We start from the raw sequence: 14,716 nt of genomic DNA on the forward strand, positions 1-14,716 counted from the left end.
CTATTTAGCCTCTCTTCCCACTAATATTTCTTGCATTTCTTGCTTATCGTTCTTAGATTTACTAATTCTCTCGAATTTAAACCTTACAAAAAACTCACTACCTAAAACGAAGAATAATATCATTCCTTGTAATAATAAAGCCGCTGCCTGAGGTATACCAAAGGCTGTTTGAATAAAAGAACCACCTTGTAGTAAAGCCGCAAACAAGATAGATACGATTAAAATTACAGGAGCTTTTAATGCGGATAGCCAAGCAACAATGATAGCTGTAAAGCCTACACCAGCAGAAAGTTCCACTGAAAGTGTGTTATTTACAGCAGAAGCCTGAATCATTCCAACTAAACCACTAAAACCACCACTTAAAATCATTGCAGTAATAATTGTCTTTTGTATATTAATACCTGCATAACGTGCAGTATTTTCACTTTCGCCTAGAACTGCAATTTCATAACCCTTTTTAGAATGCTTCATGAAAATATAAGTAAAGATTACTAATGCTAAAGCAAATATCCATCCGATATGCACACCTAGAAACTTTGGTAAAATTGCATTGTCGGTGAAATTTGCTATTTTAGGAAAACCCATCGAATTAGGATCTTTCCAAGGACCGTATTGCAAATAAGTAACCCACTTAATAGCAATATAATTCATCATTAAAGTTACTATGGTCTCATTAGTACCCCACTTCGCTTTTAAAAAAGCAGGAATTAAAGCCCATAGGCCTCCGCCAATAATACCAGTTGTTATCATAAGACTTAATAGGATTGGCTTAGGCAATTGTGAGAAATTCAGTGCAACAAAACTAGCTGAAAGCGCACCAATCATTATTTGGCCTTCTCCACCGATATTCCAGAATTGCATTCTAAAGGCTATACTAATACCAAGTGCTGAAATAATTAAAGGAATAGCTTTGATTATGGTCTCTTTTGTTCTATAGGCAGATCCAAAAGCACCATTTATCATAGATATATAAACTGACATAGGATTTAAGTCTAGAATCATTATAAAAAATGCAGAAGTTAATAAAGCAAGGAGGATGGCAATTAGTTTAATACCTGTTGCCTTTCTCTTAGAAACTTCACTTCGTTTAACAAGCTTAAACATGCTCCACCTCCAATTCATCCAACTTTTCACCAACCATTAGTAACCCTAACTTTTCTCTTGTGGCTTCTTTTGCGTCAATAATACCAGTAATTTCTCCGTCACATAAAACCATAATTCTATCACACAATTCAATTAGTACATCAAGGTCTTCAGCAACAAATAGAATAGCTACACCTTTTTGTTTCTCTTCATTGAGTAAATCATAAATCATATGACTAGCATTAATATCTAGACCTCTAACAGGATACGCCGTAATTATTAAGTCAGGATTAGAATCTAATTCTCTGCCCAGCAATACCTTTTGTATATTTCCACCTGATAAATCTCTAATCGGATGATTAATACCAGGAGTCTTGATTTCCAATTTATCTATTAACTCTAATGCCTTTTTCGCAGCCGGCTTACGATCAATGAGCCAGCCTTTTTGGTTTTGATATTGTTTTAAAATTAAATTATCAACCATATCCATCGAAGCAACTAACCCCATGCCCAATCGGTCCTCAGGAATAAAACTCATACTAATACCTTTAGTAATAATTTCTTTTGGAGATTTACCAATTAAATTATCACCCTTAAATATGATTTGACCTGATTTAACTGGATATAGGCCTGCAATAGCTTCACAAAGTTCTTTCTGTCCACTACCGGCAATACCTGCCACACCTAAGATTTCTCCACTACGTAAGTTAAAGTTTAAACCTTTCAAGCCTTCAACTTTTTCCTCATTTAATACCCTTAGATTACTTACGTTTAGAACAATGTCCTGTTTCTCAATTTCAAGTCTCTTAATTTCCAAATCAACAGAACGACCAACCATTAAATCCGTTAATTCCTTAGGGTTTGTATTTATTTTATCTAAAGTCCGAATAGTATTACCCTTTCGAAGCACAGTAATGCGATCAGCTACTTCCATTACCTCATTCATTTTGTGAGATATAAATATAACAGCGCAGCCCTCATCCTTCATTCTTTGCATTATTTTAAATAATTTAGCTGTTTCTTGAGGAGTCAATACAGCAGTAGGTTCATCTAGAATTAAGATATTTGCTCCCCTATATAAAACCTTTAGAATTTCTAAGGTTTGCTTTTCTCCGACAGACATATCATATACTTTTTTATCTGGGTCAACATCTAAACCAAATTTCAAAGAAACTTCCTTGATCTTAGTTGTCAGTTTTTTTTGATTTAGAAAAAGCCCGGTCTTTTGACCTAGTATAATATTTTCTTTAGCAGTTAAAACATCAACAAGTTTAAAATGCTGATGAATCATACCAATTCCAGCATTAATCGAATCCTTTGGTGAAGCAAATTTTACTTCTTCCCCAAGAATAAAAATAGAACCGCCGTCAGGGGTATAAATCCCTGACAGCATGTTCATTAATGTGCTTTTTCCAGCACCATTTTCCCCTAGTAGAGCATGAATCTCTCCGGAGTTAACAGTAAGATTAACATCTTGGTTAGCAATAACCTTGCCGAAAGTTTTGGTGATTCCTTGCATCGAAATATAGGACATACCCTTAATCATTTTATCACCTAATCTAATTGTTATTTTACGTTACCTTCTACACCTTGAACAAACCAATCAAAACTTAACATTTCTACATCAGTCATCATTACGCCATCTGGAACCTTAACTTCTCCTGTTTGATCTTTAATTGGACCAACAAAGATTTTTTGTGTTCCAGCGATAATTTCTTCTTGAGCCTTCTCAACTAAAGCCTTTGCCTCAGCAGGGGCATTTTCTGTAAGTGGAGCTAATTCAACTATACCTTCATCCATACCACCCCAGTAACTTTTAGCTTCCCAAGTACCTTCCATTATAGCTTGTACTTGATCTACATAGTATGGTCCCCAGTTCCAAATAGGAGCTGTCATATAAGCCTTTGGAGCCGTATCTTTCATATCAGTGTTATAACCTACAGACCATTTACCTCTTTCCTCAGCAGCTATCTGAGGTCCAGCTGTATCTTGATGTTGTGCAATTACGTCAGCACCTTCATCTAATAAAGCAATAGCAGCTTCTTTTTCCTTAGCAGGATCGTACCAAGTGTTTGTCCATTTAACACTTACTACCGCGTCAGGATTAACGGATTGTACACCTAAAGTGAAAGCATTAATTCCTCTAATTACTTCAGGAATATTAAAAGCAGCAACGTAACCAATTTTATTTGACTCTGTTTTTAAACCAGCAACTATACCTGATAAATATCTAGCTTGATATATTCTACCAAAATAATTTGACATATTTTCAGTCATTTTATAACCAGAGCAATGTATGAACTTAACATCTGGAAACTCTTTAGATACTTTTTCCATATAATCCATATAACCAAAGCTTGTAGCAAAAATAACAGTTGCACCTTGATCAATCATGTCTCTCATAACTTTTTCTACTTCTGGACCTTCTGGAACAGACTCTTTATAAAATGTTTCTACATTTAATTGTTCTTCTAAGTATTTTCTTCCCTCATTGTGGGCATAAGTCCAACCACCATCACCAATTGGTCCAACATAAATAAAACCTACTTTGATTTGTTCATTCTTGTCTTCAACCTTTGGTGCATCTGCCTTTTGGCTAGTACAACCAGTTATTAGTAAAGCTGCAATCATTACCATAATAAGCACTAAACTTAAAACTTTTTTCATTAATTTTCTCCCCCTAAAATTTTATAATGTATATTGTAAACCAAGATATAAGTCAATTCCTAAAAGGGCCTTGAACAATACCTGGATTTCTTTTTAATAGGATTCAACCTAACAGACTACTCCTTCTACTGAAAAAAATAAAACCCCCCTAGAATGTTTCACACTCAGGGAGGTTTATAAGTAAATTAAAAGTAGTACTAATATAACTATTACTCTCCATATACAAAGTAGTAATAGTATATACTACAATAAAATATAAACACCCCGTAGTCCGGCAATTTACGGTAGCCAGGTAGAAACGTTTAGACCCTATCTCTAAACATATACGGAAATACGAATAATTTATTAAATTATTAACTTGTTGTTCACTATAGTCATATAATATAAGAATTTGAAATAAAAATCAATAGGTAATTATGTTTTATACTAAACTTTTTGTTTCTAAATTACAATATCAAATACAACCTCCTTAAGTAGTACCTATTATGATTATTTTCACCTATCAGAACTATTAAAAATTATTATTAATAGCACCATATAAACAATAGAACTATTTCACTTATACCCCTATACACACAAAAAAGTGATGTATTAACTTAGTTGCATTTCATACTAATATCATTGATCAAAATACGTTCTATAAGCTATCCCGGCCCCTACGCCTAAAACTCTCTCTCAGTTATTTTTGAAATATCCAAATGTATGGATCGAATAAAACAGAACTTTACAAACACTTATAAACATCAAAACAATTTCTGGACTACAGATAGTACACTGTAGTATATTTTCTTGTCATCATATCCAACATTCAGCACGTTTCAGTATATTACTCTCAGCCTATGTATTGGTATCTATATACTTCTTCAGTAAGTTCTCTAATGAATTTACGTACTCAATAAAATCTTTTTTACCTCGTTCAGTTAAACTATATATAGTTTGAGGTTTCTTATTAAAAAAACTCTTTAGTATTTCTATATATCCTGATTCACTCAATTTTGATAAATGTACACTTAAATTCCCATCCGTTGCTCCCGTAACTTCCTTTAACTCCTTAAAACTTTTCTCACCACCTATCAGACATGATACTATAGCAATTCTAATCTTCGATTGAAATATATCAGGTATTGAATTTATATCCAATTATACTCACCTCACCTGTTGAGACTTTAAAAAGAAACCTGTGTAAAAAAATGTAAATGGAAATGCTATAGAATATAAGATTTGAGTTGTTGAATCGCTTAATAGTGGTATATTAAAATATGCATACAGAGCACTAATCCCTATATAAGCACAGGATAAATACTTAAGCTGCCTATACCCTGTAAACCATGATGTAATCAAAAGACCCATTGCCAAACTAAAAAACATAGTTGAAAAACTATTTGCTCGAATAGTGATCATTTCTAAATTCAACTCACTAGTACCAGTAACAATACTAAATTTAGAAGGTATTACGTTTATGGCTAAAATTAATACCCAAACCTTCATTAACTGTTTTTCTAAACCTACAAGTGGTATTTTGTTAGAAACTTTTCTATAAACTAAAGCTGCAACCAATGCAATTATGGATACAGGCGCCATAAAATTTAATATTGGATAGTTATTTAATATATATCCCACTTTTTCTTTATTTACTGTCATATAAAGCATTATTATACTATTTAGTGTAAAAAGCAATCCCCAATAAATAAATATAGTACTAAAAGATATAAAAGATTCTTTTGTTCTACTTATTATGCTCTTTATTAATTCAACACTCTCAACTGCTTCATTTAAGATTTTTTCGTCCATAAAATTACCTCCCAGTTTTAATATTAAAAGTACTTTATAAAACAAAGTATAATATTAAGTTCGAAAATTGTCAATGTATTTTAAAATTTATTTATTTAACCCTTCTAACAATCAAAAGATTTGAAGGAAAAATTGAAGAAGCCGCATTATTTGGATTAAGACACCCGCCTCTGAATAGAGACCACTGAAAAATAATATACTTTTTTGTAATTACATTTATAAATAGTTCTAAACGAAAGAAAACCTTTGAGAACGTTCCAAATTCTCAAATATTTTACTAGTTTTTATTGCTATTTTAGTGATTTTAATTTCATTATTCTCTTTAAATTAACTACAAATACTGTTAATGCCCCCTGCTATAGAACGGCATTTTATGTGCAACTCAATTGACAAAATCTATTTGAAATAAATAAAGGATAAACATCAAGTAGTTGACTAAATTCTTGTCAACCTATTTAATGGTTATCCTTTTTATGTTATTATTACAGTCTATATTTATTTAGAAAGAAAGACAGAAGTCTCCTCTACCACAATTCAACTTCTGTCCCCATAAAACAATATTATGATAACTCTAATTACAGATAAAATCAATACATTTAATCAAATTTCATATAATAAATTTCTTGATACTATAAACCTCTACCAATTATCTTGCTCCTGTACCTTGTCTGGCTGCCTTATTAAACATGGTTACTATAACCGTTCTATTAAGACACCCGAAGGTTTCATTACACTGTCCATTTTGCGCATGAAATGTAAACGCGGGCAAGACGCATGCCATATTCCCTAAGTTTATCGTTCCTTACTCCCAAATACTTCTTAATGACCATATATCAATGATAAGAGCATATATTTCCAATGATTCATTTGAATCCATTATGACTACCAATGAATATATAGATGAAAGTAACATCAGATATGTTATCAGTATGTATTTAAGGTACTGGAAGGAAGCTCTTCTTCGCTTTCGGATTTTCTATTGCCGATGATATCGTATCCATCATAAGACACTGTCTTTCTACATTCAAACGGCAGTTTATGCAGATTAAATGCATACCAAATATTATATTTACATAAAACCACATAAGCCTGTTTTACCATTTGTTTTTTATATTCTAAACTCTAAATATACTTTAAATAGAAGGAGGATTTTAAAGATGAATGATGAAGCAAGAAGAAATATTGCGCTTTTTAGATACGGGATCATCGCTCCAATAGTAAGTGGAACCTACGATGAAGATAAAAGTATAAAAGAGTTTTTTTCTGATACGGCTAAAAAAACCTATACCAATCCAAGAGGTGAAGATACAAAAATTTCTGCCTCAACTCTTGAACGGTGGTACTACAGTTATAGGCAAAGTGGCTTTGATGCCCTTATTCCACAACGAAGGCGTGACACCGACTGACCCAGAAAAATTGACGAAGATATAATGGAGCAGGTTCGCTTTCTAAAAAAGGAATACCCACGAATACCTGCAACTTTAATACATCAGAAGTTAATTGATAATGGCACCATAAATAAAGGTGATATATCTCTCTCCACAATCAATAGATTTGTAAATCAAATTAAAATTGAAAATAAATATACAGGTAACAAAGATATGAGGCGATATGAAAGAGCCCACATAAATGAAGTATGGTGTGGCGACAGTAGTGTTGGTCCTTATATTAAAATAGATGGAACAAAAAAACGCACCTATATCATTGCACTACTTGATGATGCTTCAAGATATATTGTTGGAATTGATATCTTTTTTAATGATACCTTCATAAATCTTATGTCTATCATGAAAACAGCTGTCACAAGATTTGGAAGACCAAAGATTTTAAATTTTGATAATGGATCATGCTATAAAAATAAACAGATGGAACTTCTAGTTGCAAGGATAGGTTCAACCATAAATTACTGTGCTCCATACACTCCAACCAGTAAAGCGAAAGTAGAAAGGTGGTTTAAAACATTGAAAGATCAATGGATGTCTCAGCTAAACATGAGTGATTACTCATCTATTGCTTTGAACTTCGTGAAGCCTTACTAAACTATGTTAATCATTATAATCAGAGCATACATAGTTCTCTTAACGGGTTGTGCCCCCAAGATAGGTTCTTTAATGAATCATATCTTATAAAAAGATTACCTGAAGAGTTGATTGAAACAACATTTCTTCTTGAGTACGAGAGGCGTGTATCTGCTGATAACGTAGTAATGATAGATGAAATTGAGTATGAGGTGCCTTATCGTTATTCAAAACAGAAAGTTACCTTAAGGTATTCACCTGACCTTAGTAAAATCTATGTAGTTGACAAGCATACCGGTGAACTTACAGCTATAAAACTGTTAAATAAGCAGGAAAATTCACTGATAAAAAGAGAAAAAGTAAAATTTACGGGAGGCAAATATTAAAATGATCGATTACATTAGCAGATATGGGCTTGACTTTAACCCATTCATAAAGAACACAAAAGATATCGTAGTGGAGACATCTGAATACAATGAAATAATCTACAGGCTTAATTATCTTTTAAACAATAAAGGTTTCGGAGTAATTACAGGTGGTCCAGGACGGGGTAAGACTACAGCAATTAGGAGCTGGGTTAATGGGCTTAATAACTCTTTATACAAGGTTATATATACTTCACTGTCAACACTTACAGTGAGTGAGTTCTACAAACATCTGTCATCAGAACTAGGCCTTGAGCCAATGCATAAAAAAACAGACAACTTTAAAAATATACAAGCAGAAATAAACAGGTATTCCATTGAGAAACGTATAACCCCAGTAATAATAATAGATGAAGCTAACTACATCAACAATCTTTGTACTTAATGACCTTAAAATGCTTTTTAATTTTGATATGGATTCAAAAGATAGAGCCGTAGTTATTCTTGTAGGCTTGCCTCAGCTTAATAATACTTTAAGATTAGTTGCTAATGAACCATTAAGACAAAGAGTTACTATGAACTATAATCTCGATAGTCTCAGCAGAGAAGAATCACTTTCTTATATAAAAGGAAAACTTTCGGGTGCAAAATCTACTTTGGAAATCTTTAACGCCAATGCACTAGAAGCTATAATAAATGCATCAAATGGTATACCAAGACTTATTAATAAGATATGCAATTCAAGTCTTATTATTGCTAATAGCAAAAATGCCAATATAGTAGATTCTGACATAGTAATGCTTGCAGTAAATGAAATTGAATTAGGATAATAATAAATCCATGGATGTCTTTAAAGATGTTCATGGATTTAAGCGAAATAACATATAACTTAACCTTATTTATTGTGATTATGTTCCATTAAGTACGTTGAATAATGTAAAGATTGGTCTTAAAGTAAACATTAAATAAAACGAAGAAGTTAACCGCATTTAATTTGAAGAACAACACCCTGCATACGCATACCAATTAAGCCCGATGTTAATGCCACATCGTAGCCATGCTGATTTTTAAGCTCACTATTTTTGGATTCAATTTTATATCTTTCTTTTGATCGTGTCTTAAAATATTCACTCTTTTCAAATTCAATCTGATCTTTATGAATATCCGACTTTATCGTAACAGAATATGTTTTAGACTTTGCCCCTGGTTTATAACAACCCTCTCGTTTGCTACAGTTTTTACATTTTTCTATATCAAAATAGTATGTAGTTACTTGATTTCTCTCTTTGCTTTTTTTACCTTGTTTTGCTGTGCGTATTGCCATACGACCAGCTGGGCATACATACATTCCCGCATCGTTGTTAAATTCAAATTCATCTTCTACTTTTCTTGGACCTTGCGAAACCATAGGGTTAAGTTTTGCTATAAGTTTAATATTATTTTCTTTTGCATAGTCAAGATTACCTTTTTCTGAATATGCTGCATCACCAATTATTTCTTCAACTTCAAATCCAGCATGAATACTTTTCTCTACTAATGTTTGTAGTTCTTTTCCATCTGCTTTTTCACCGGTTGTTACTGTAGCAGCAGTTATTATTCTCTCTTCGCTCATTGCAATATGTGATTTATATCAAAAGAATGAACTGTCAGCTGTTTTATGTCCTATTTTTGCATCCTCATCCTTTGAAAGTTCTAATTGTTCGATATCATCTTTGACTGTTTCTTCTAAATAATTTAACTTCTCTTTAATTGTTGGAATGTCCGTTAATCCAGGTTCTCCTTTAATTGTTTGAATAAGGTTTTGACAATATTCTATATTATCTTCTAGTAATCCACTGGTAACTTTTGTTGGAAATTTTTCTTTTAAGTTTGGTGCTACTGCATACACTGACTTCCTTAAATTACTAGATCTTTCTTGCAAAACTTCCATTGCTGATTTTTTGTTGTAGCGGGCTCGAGTATGGGTTGCATCTACTATTATTGTTTTGCTTTTGATTACTCCTTCCGTAATTGCAAATGATACACTTTTTTCAATTATAGATCCATCAAATTCATATCCTTTAGTCGTAACTTTCTAAGCTTTGTCAATAGACTTGGATGTATTAAATTGGTCTCATCCGGAGCTAAGCCTATAAAATATTTAAACTACATATCATATAAAGAACGCTCTACAACGTCTTCATCTGAAAGCTCATAAATTACTTTAAGTAACAAGTATTTAAACATCATAACTATGTCTTTAGCTCCCCTACCAATATTTTGGCTATATGAAGATGCTAATTCATTATATACAAAAGAAAAGTCCACCAAGTCATTAAATTGCTTAAGCATATGATTCTTTGGTATCAACAGCTCATAAAGTTCTGTATATTTACTTAACATAATTTTTTGTTGTCCATTAAGCATAGTAACCACTCTTTTCTATTAAATTTAGTTACTATACATATTCGACATTTAATTTAAAAATCCTTTTTGTACTAAAAAAATTGCCATCATATTTTTATGGTGGCAATTTTTTAGTTGAATAAGACATGTTTTTGTTGCGCTCAAAATTCAGGCGTAATTGAGACAGGAATAAAATATCGAAAAAAAACTGCTAGAAGAGGCTCAAAGCAAGCCTCAGTTTCTAACAGTTTTTATGTTTATTGCTATTTAGTGGTCAATTCGGTATTTTCCCGATTGCCCCCCGTAGATTTATTTGGTGGAGACTGGGAAAAATCGAACTCCTGTCCTAAAGCCCCTCCGAGTACAGTTACTGATTTGAATCTCGTCTTACCTGACTAACAGTAAATATAGTCAATTTAGCTTCAATTCTTTCTCTTCTAACTCTATCAATAGGTAGCATAAATCAATCTACAGGCCTTCTAACAGAGGCAGTACGTGACGATAAGGAACAGGTGAAGATATAACAATGGATGTTGTGACAACTCCACATGGTATAAATCGATCTATTAGCTTCTTCATGCCCTCAATATTACTTACAGCGGCTTTTATAAAATAATCAATATGCCCAGTTACACGATGACACTCTATTATATCTTTATCATCAATAATCATTTGATCTATTACATGTGGGGATACTTTAAGAGAGCTTAATTGAATAAACAAAATACTACCTCTTCCTATTGCATCAAGACTCACTCTTGTAGTAAATTCTTCGATTACGCCTTTTTCCTGTAGTCTAATCATCCTTTCCGCTACACTGGGGCGACTAAGAGACAGCTTTTTAGATAAATCACTAACGGTCATTCGGGAATTCTTCTGAAGAAGTTCAAGTAAATTTACATCTAATTTATCCATAGGATCACCACTTTCAAAATGAAAATATTTTAAGAATTATTTATACAAAAATAACGCGAAACACAAGAAAACCATTCATTATTTAATTCCTATTGACTATTGAATAGTATATCATGAGTTAAAGATATTTTTAACTATTTTTTTAAAGGAGAATCAATTGTGAGAAATATATTTGGTACACTATTAGGTTGCTTGGTTACAAGCATCGGCATTATTATACTTAGGAACTCTTACCTAGTAACTGGAGGAACAGCTGGATTATCTTTAACCCTGTCATATTTTTTCAACATACCTTTCTCAACCATATTTTTTGTTGTAAATGTACCTTTTTATCTTTTCTCACTTTCAAAAATGGGGTGGAAATTTACAGTATCTACACTGGGTGCAGTAACTTCTTTATCATTAATGACAAGAATAGATAAACTAATACCATCATTTACGATTCCTGCATTCTTTGGTGCAGTTCTGGGAGGATTTGTAATCGGCATAGGTTTAACTATTATATTTAGTCATGGTGCTTCCCTTGGAGGAGGTAACATAATAGCTCTATTTTTACAAAAAAAATACAATGTTAATCCTGGTAAAACCAATTTTATCTTTGATTTTATTGTGGTAACCCTTAGCTTTTATTCAGTGGGAATATTTAATGGAATAGTATCAATTTTATCTATTGCAATTACATCTAGTGTGATCAGTTATTATGTGGAAAAAAGGATCAATAAAACTGAAATTCAAGAAATTATCGAACATGACTCTGTTGTGCCAATTACCCTCTAATGAGTATCTCATGAATACATGTAGAAAAATCTAAATCCAATAAAGCAAGTATTTATTTAAAAGCTCAATCAGTTGTATGTACTGATTGAGCTTTATTTAATCATATTAAGCAATTATATATGCATATTTATTTATTAGTTCAAATAATAAGTTGTAAATCTGTTTGATAATTATGTATACAAAAAATGCTTTTAAGAAACAGATAGCCCCTTTATGATTTTATACCTATTATTATTGCAAAAGTTATAAGCCTAGATTCTCCTGAGATTCTTTTGAAGCTTTATTCAATTTTCACACAGAGCCTCAAAAAATTAGAAAAGCCATCTATTTAATAGATGACTTACTAAACATTATTTGGTGGAGGCGAGGGGAATCGAACCCCTGTCCGAAAGCCCTTTACCATTAGCTTCTCCGAGTGCAGTTACTGATTTAAATCTCGTCTTACCTGACACCCAGTAACAAGTTTCAGGTTCAACCAGCTCCAATTATACAACTTAAGGTCGAAGCACACCTTAAGACGTTCCCCGCTGTGATGGCGCCTCTATCTAAGCTGCGGGAGACCTAGTAGAGACGAGCAGCTATTAAGCTGCTAAAACGAAATTATCGTTTGCGTTTAATTTTTTGCCCAATTCTTTTACGTGTCACCAAGCAAAACACGACTCGCTACTAATGACTCCAAACCCCCGTCGAAACCTGTACGCCCCCGGGAATATTATTGTCTTTGTCTTTCTCTTAATTCTTTTTGGATTCTTCTATTAGCATCCTTTTTAGCAATGTCATCACGTTTATCATGTAATTGCTTACCCTTTGCAACACCTAGTTGTATTTTAACTCTCCCATTCTTTAAATATGCACTAACGGGAATTAAAGTATAACCCTTTTGCTGTATATACCCAATAAGTTTTCTTATTTCTGCTTTATGCAAAAGTAATTTTCTAACTCTTAGAGGATCTACATTAAAAATGTTTCCTTGTTCATAAGGGCTTATATTTACATTATACAGGAATACCTCTCCGTTTTCAACACGGGCATGGCCTTCCTTTAAATTAAGCTTACCTTGTCTTATTGATTTTACTTCAGTTCCTTTTAGCTCAATACCAGCTTCATAAGAATCTTCAATAAAATATTCAAAATGAGCTTTTTTGTTTGTGGCTAGAACTTTTTTATCTGCGCCTGCCATATTAATTCACCCTTTTACATATAAACTATAATTATATTAGTGCTGAGATACAATTATATCATAATTATTATAGAATTACAATGGATTACCCTTTTATAATTATTACCAAATCTCTATAATAATATTATAAGGTATATATTTTATATTAACAATGATACACTAATATAAAAGATATAGGGGGGACCAATTATGCCTATAACATATGGATTTATAATATTAATAATTCTTGCACTTATAGTTGAAGTTTTATCAATAGCTCTAAAGGTAACCGGACTAGATATTGATAAGGCAAGATTTCAAGTAATTTCCATCATAACACATACGGGCTTCACTACCCGTGAATCAGAGCTGATTACTCAACATCCAACAAGACGGAGAATAGCTATGGGACTAATGTTAATAAGTTACGTAGGAGCTGCGGTTTTAATAAGTATAATTGTTAACGCCTTTCAGACTCAACAAACATTTATATACTTTGCAATCTATTCTTCTGTATTTCTTCTCTTTTCCAATCTTCTTATTAGAAATAAATATATAGTTACAAAATTTGAACGTTTCTTAGAGATTAAATTAAGAAGGAGAATGAAAGTATACTCTAAATATAAAACAGTGGAAGAAGTACTCAAGCTTAATGACGAATATGGAGTTTTAGACTTTGTAATTGGAGAAAATAGCATGCTTGTTGGAGTAACCTTACAGCAAGCGCAGTTAAAGGATAATTACATTCAAGTCTTAAATATAGATAGAGGCTCGCACATAATTCACTTCCCCAAAAATGATTTTTCTTTTATGGTTGGAGATAAGGTTTTAGTCTACGGACAAATAGATAGAATAAATGAGTTTATAATCAAACAAACATTCATAAATCGTGATTAGATTATAAGGTATAATTTAACACATATTTTAGCTTTTAATTTCAAAGATATTACCATGTTTAGTTTTTTAACTAAAAAAGTCGATATAACTCTCTATTAAGAATTATACCGACTTGAATTAAGAAAATTGGTGCCCAGAGGCGGAATCGAACCACCGACACGGAGATTTTCAGTCTCCTGCTCTACCGACTGAGCTATCTGGGCATTTAATGGTGGGCTCAAGTGGACTCGAACCACCGACCTCACGCTTATCAGGCGTGCGCTCTAACCACCTGAGCTATGAGCCCTTATATATTAACAACCCTGATTTCGAACGAAATGGCTTCGAAATATATGGTTGGAAAAATATATACTAGGAGATTATCCTAGTTTAAATATGGTGGGCGCAACAGGACTTGAACCTGTGACCCCCTGCTTGTAAGGCAGGTGCTCTCCCAGCTGAGCTATGCGCCCATATTTGGTGACCCCTAGGGGAATCGAACCCCTGTTACCGCCGTGAAAGGGCGGTGTCTTGACCGCTTGACCAAGGGGCCATATCTAAACCGCAACGACCTACTCTCCCAGGCGGCTGCCCGCCAAGTACCATCGGCGCTGAAGGGCTTAACTTCTGTGTTCGGTATGGGAACAGGTGTGACCCCTTCGCTATTGTCACGATTTATT

The 14,716-nt window shown here is 32.9% G+C and carries 14 protein-coding genes, 4 tRNA genes, 1 rRNA gene, 1 other RNA gene, 1 pseudogene and 1 riboswitch; of the genes and pseudogenes, 7 read left to right on the forward strand and 14 right to left on the reverse strand.

Going from position 1 to position 14,716, the window contains the following annotated elements:
• The 5 genes from HZR23_RS16415 to HZR23_RS16435 all read right to left on the reverse strand — a co-directional run bounded on the left by HZR23_RS16415 (position 1) and on the right by HZR23_RS16435 (position 5,541).
• Positions 1 to 1,104 carry an ABC transporter permease gene (locus tag HZR23_RS16415; protein ID WP_132849749.1) on the reverse strand — a complete coding sequence of 368 codons (1,104 nt, stop codon included), beginning with the start codon at positions 1,102 to 1,104 and terminating at the stop codon, positions 1 to 3.
• Positions 1,097 to 2,629 (reverse strand): ABC transporter ATP-binding protein, encoded by a 1,533-nt coding sequence (locus tag HZR23_RS16420; protein WP_132849748.1) that lies wholly within the window; start codon positions 2,627 to 2,629, stop codon positions 1,097 to 1,099. Before HZR23_RS16420 ends, HZR23_RS16415 begins: the two co-directional genes overlap by 8 nt.
• Before the next feature lie 20 nt (positions 2,630 to 2,649).
• Positions 2,650 to 3,750, reverse strand: a complete 1,101-nt coding sequence (locus HZR23_RS16425; RefSeq protein WP_132849747.1) for a BMP family ABC transporter substrate-binding protein — start codon at positions 3,748 to 3,750, stop codon at positions 2,650 to 2,652.
• A gap of 247 nt (positions 3,751 to 3,997) precedes the next feature.
• A riboswitch (purine riboswitch) is annotated at positions 3,998 to 4,099 on the reverse strand.
• Between the two features lie 488 nt (positions 4,100 to 4,587).
• On the reverse strand, positions 4,588 to 4,890 hold the full coding sequence (locus tag HZR23_RS16430) for a winged helix-turn-helix domain-containing protein (RefSeq protein WP_132849746.1): 303 nt from the start codon (positions 4,888 to 4,890) through the stop codon (positions 4,588 to 4,590).
• 6 nt (positions 4,891 to 4,896) lie between these two features.
• The gene (locus tag HZR23_RS16435; RefSeq protein ID WP_132849745.1) at positions 4,897 to 5,541 is read right to left on the reverse strand and encodes a hypothetical protein; all 645 of its coding nucleotides are present in this window, start codon (positions 5,539 to 5,541) and stop codon (positions 4,897 to 4,899) included.
• Between the two features lie 1,157 nt (positions 5,542 to 6,698).
• Here HZR23_RS16435 and HZR23_RS17440 point away from each other — a divergent pair.
• Genes HZR23_RS17440 through HZR23_RS17460 form a run of 5 tightly spaced genes read left to right on the forward strand, consistent with a single transcriptional unit; the run spans position 6,699 to position 8,754 of the window.
• A complete protein-coding gene (locus HZR23_RS17440) occupies positions 6,699 to 6,947 on the forward strand; it encodes a helix-turn-helix domain-containing protein (protein WP_249536707.1) in 249 nt (82 codons plus the stop codon).
• A gap of 24 nt (positions 6,948 to 6,971) precedes the next feature.
• Entirely contained in the window at positions 6,972 to 7,580 is a 609-nt protein-coding gene (locus tag HZR23_RS17445; protein ID WP_249536708.1) for a DDE-type integrase/transposase/recombinase, read from the forward strand.
• Positions 7,581 to 7,627: 47 nt separating this feature from the next.
• Positions 7,628 to 7,945 (forward strand): Mu transposase C-terminal domain-containing protein, encoded by a 318-nt coding sequence (locus tag HZR23_RS17450; RefSeq protein WP_249536709.1) that lies wholly within the window; start codon positions 7,628 to 7,630, stop codon positions 7,943 to 7,945.
• A 1-nt stretch (position 7,946) separates the two neighbouring features.
• Positions 7,947 to 8,369 carry an ATP-binding protein gene (locus HZR23_RS17455; protein ID WP_249536710.1) on the forward strand — a complete coding sequence of 141 codons (423 nt, stop codon included), beginning with the start codon at positions 7,947 to 7,949 and terminating at the stop codon, positions 8,367 to 8,369.
• The gene (locus HZR23_RS17460) at positions 8,335 to 8,754 is read left to right on the forward strand and encodes a hypothetical protein (protein ID WP_249536711.1); all 420 of its coding nucleotides are present in this window, start codon (positions 8,335 to 8,337) and stop codon (positions 8,752 to 8,754) included. Before HZR23_RS17455 ends, HZR23_RS17460 begins: the two co-directional genes overlap by 35 nt.
• A 149-nt stretch (positions 8,755 to 8,903) precedes the next feature.
• Here the strand turns inward: HZR23_RS17460 and HZR23_RS16450 are convergent.
• Both HZR23_RS16450 and HZR23_RS16455 read right to left on the reverse strand, forming a co-directional pair.
• Positions 8,904 to 10,330: pseudogene (locus tag HZR23_RS16450) on the reverse strand (IS1182 family transposase).
• Positions 10,331 to 10,777: 447 nt separating this feature from the next.
• Entirely contained in the window at positions 10,778 to 11,224 is a 447-nt protein-coding gene (locus tag HZR23_RS16455; RefSeq protein WP_132849855.1) for an Lrp/AsnC family transcriptional regulator, read from the reverse strand.
• Positions 11,225 to 11,383: 159 nt separating this feature from the next.
• On the opposite strand from HZR23_RS16455, the gene HZR23_RS16460 reads away from it, so the two are divergent.
• On the forward strand, positions 11,384 to 12,001 hold the full coding sequence (locus HZR23_RS16460; protein WP_132849856.1) for a YitT family protein: 618 nt from the start codon (positions 11,384 to 11,386) through the stop codon (positions 11,999 to 12,001).
• Positions 12,002 to 12,356: 355 nt separating this feature from the next.
• Here HZR23_RS16460 and ssrA read toward each other — a convergent pair.
• Both ssrA and smpB read right to left on the reverse strand, forming a co-directional pair.
• Positions 12,357 to 12,706: a transfer-messenger RNA gene (gene ssrA / locus HZR23_RS16465) on the reverse strand.
• A gap of 7 nt (positions 12,707 to 12,713) precedes the next feature.
• Positions 12,714 to 13,181 (reverse strand): SsrA-binding protein SmpB, encoded by a 468-nt coding sequence (gene smpB / locus HZR23_RS16470; protein ID WP_132849857.1) that lies wholly within the window; start codon positions 13,179 to 13,181, stop codon positions 12,714 to 12,716.
• Between the two features lie 189 nt (positions 13,182 to 13,370).
• On the opposite strand from smpB, the gene HZR23_RS16475 reads away from it, so the two are divergent.
• Entirely contained in the window at positions 13,371 to 14,057 is a 687-nt protein-coding gene (locus tag HZR23_RS16475) for a TrkA C-terminal domain-containing protein (RefSeq protein WP_132849858.1), read from the forward strand.
• 127 nt (positions 14,058 to 14,184) lie between these two features.
• Here the strand turns inward: HZR23_RS16475 and HZR23_RS16480 are convergent.
• The 5 genes from HZR23_RS16480 to rrf all read right to left on the reverse strand — a co-directional run bounded on the left by HZR23_RS16480 (position 14,185) and on the right by rrf (position 14,712).
• Positions 14,185 to 14,260: transfer RNA gene (locus HZR23_RS16480), tRNA-Phe, on the reverse strand.
• 6 nt (positions 14,261 to 14,266) lie between these two features.
• Positions 14,267 to 14,343: transfer RNA gene (locus tag HZR23_RS16485), tRNA-Ile, on the reverse strand.
• Positions 14,344 to 14,433: 90 nt separating this feature from the next.
• Positions 14,434 to 14,509: transfer RNA gene (locus tag HZR23_RS16490), tRNA-Val, on the reverse strand.
• A 5-nt stretch (positions 14,510 to 14,514) separates the two neighbouring features.
• Positions 14,515 to 14,589, reverse strand: a tRNA-Glu gene (locus HZR23_RS16495).
• A 6-nt stretch (positions 14,590 to 14,595) separates the two neighbouring features.
• Positions 14,596 to 14,712, reverse strand: a 5S ribosomal RNA gene (gene rrf, locus HZR23_RS16500).
• Positions 14,713 to 14,716: the final 4 nt, after the last annotated feature.

Source organism: Serpentinicella alkaliphila (assembly GCF_018141405.1).
GTDB classification, from domain to species: domain Bacteria; phylum Bacillota; class Clostridia; order Peptostreptococcales; family Natronincolaceae; genus Serpentinicella; species Serpentinicella alkaliphila.

What these genes read in the sequence shown, in the direction of transcription:
- HZR23_RS16435 (WP_132849745.1), bottom strand. Translation starts at nt 5,541, where the DNA reads ATGGACGAAAAAATCTTAAATGAAGCAGTTGAGAGTGTTGAATTAATA.
- HZR23_RS17460 (WP_249536711.1), top strand. Translation starts at nt 8,335, where the DNA reads ATGAAGCTAACTACATCAACAATCTTTGTACTTAATGACCTTAAAATG.
- HZR23_RS16455 (WP_132849855.1), bottom strand. Translation starts at nt 11,224, where the DNA reads ATGGATAAATTAGATGTAAATTTACTTGAACTTCTTCAGAAGAATTCC.
- smpB (WP_132849857.1), bottom strand. Translation starts at nt 13,181, where the DNA reads ATGGCAGGCGCAGATAAAAAAGTTCTAGCCACAAACAAAAAAGCTCAT.
- HZR23_RS17455 (WP_249536710.1), top strand. Translation starts at nt 7,947, where the DNA reads ATGATCGATTACATTAGCAGATATGGGCTTGACTTTAACCCATTCATA.
- HZR23_RS17440 (WP_249536707.1), top strand. Translation starts at nt 6,699, where the DNA reads ATGAATGATGAAGCAAGAAGAAATATTGCGCTTTTTAGATACGGGATC.
- HZR23_RS16420 (WP_132849748.1), bottom strand. Translation starts at nt 2,629, where the DNA reads ATGATTAAGGGTATGTCCTATATTTCGATGCAAGGAATCACCAAAACT.
- HZR23_RS16475 (WP_132849858.1), top strand. Translation starts at nt 13,371, where the DNA reads ATGCCTATAACATATGGATTTATAATATTAATAATTCTTGCACTTATA.
- HZR23_RS16425 (WP_132849747.1), bottom strand. Translation starts at nt 3,750, where the DNA reads ATGAAAAAAGTTTTAAGTTTAGTGCTTATTATGGTAATGATTGCAGCT.
- HZR23_RS16415 (WP_132849749.1), bottom strand. Translation starts at nt 1,104, where the DNA reads ATGTTTAAGCTTGTTAAACGAAGTGAAGTTTCTAAGAGAAAGGCAACA.
- HZR23_RS17445 (WP_249536708.1), top strand. Translation starts at nt 6,972, where the DNA reads ATGGAGCAGGTTCGCTTTCTAAAAAAGGAATACCCACGAATACCTGCA.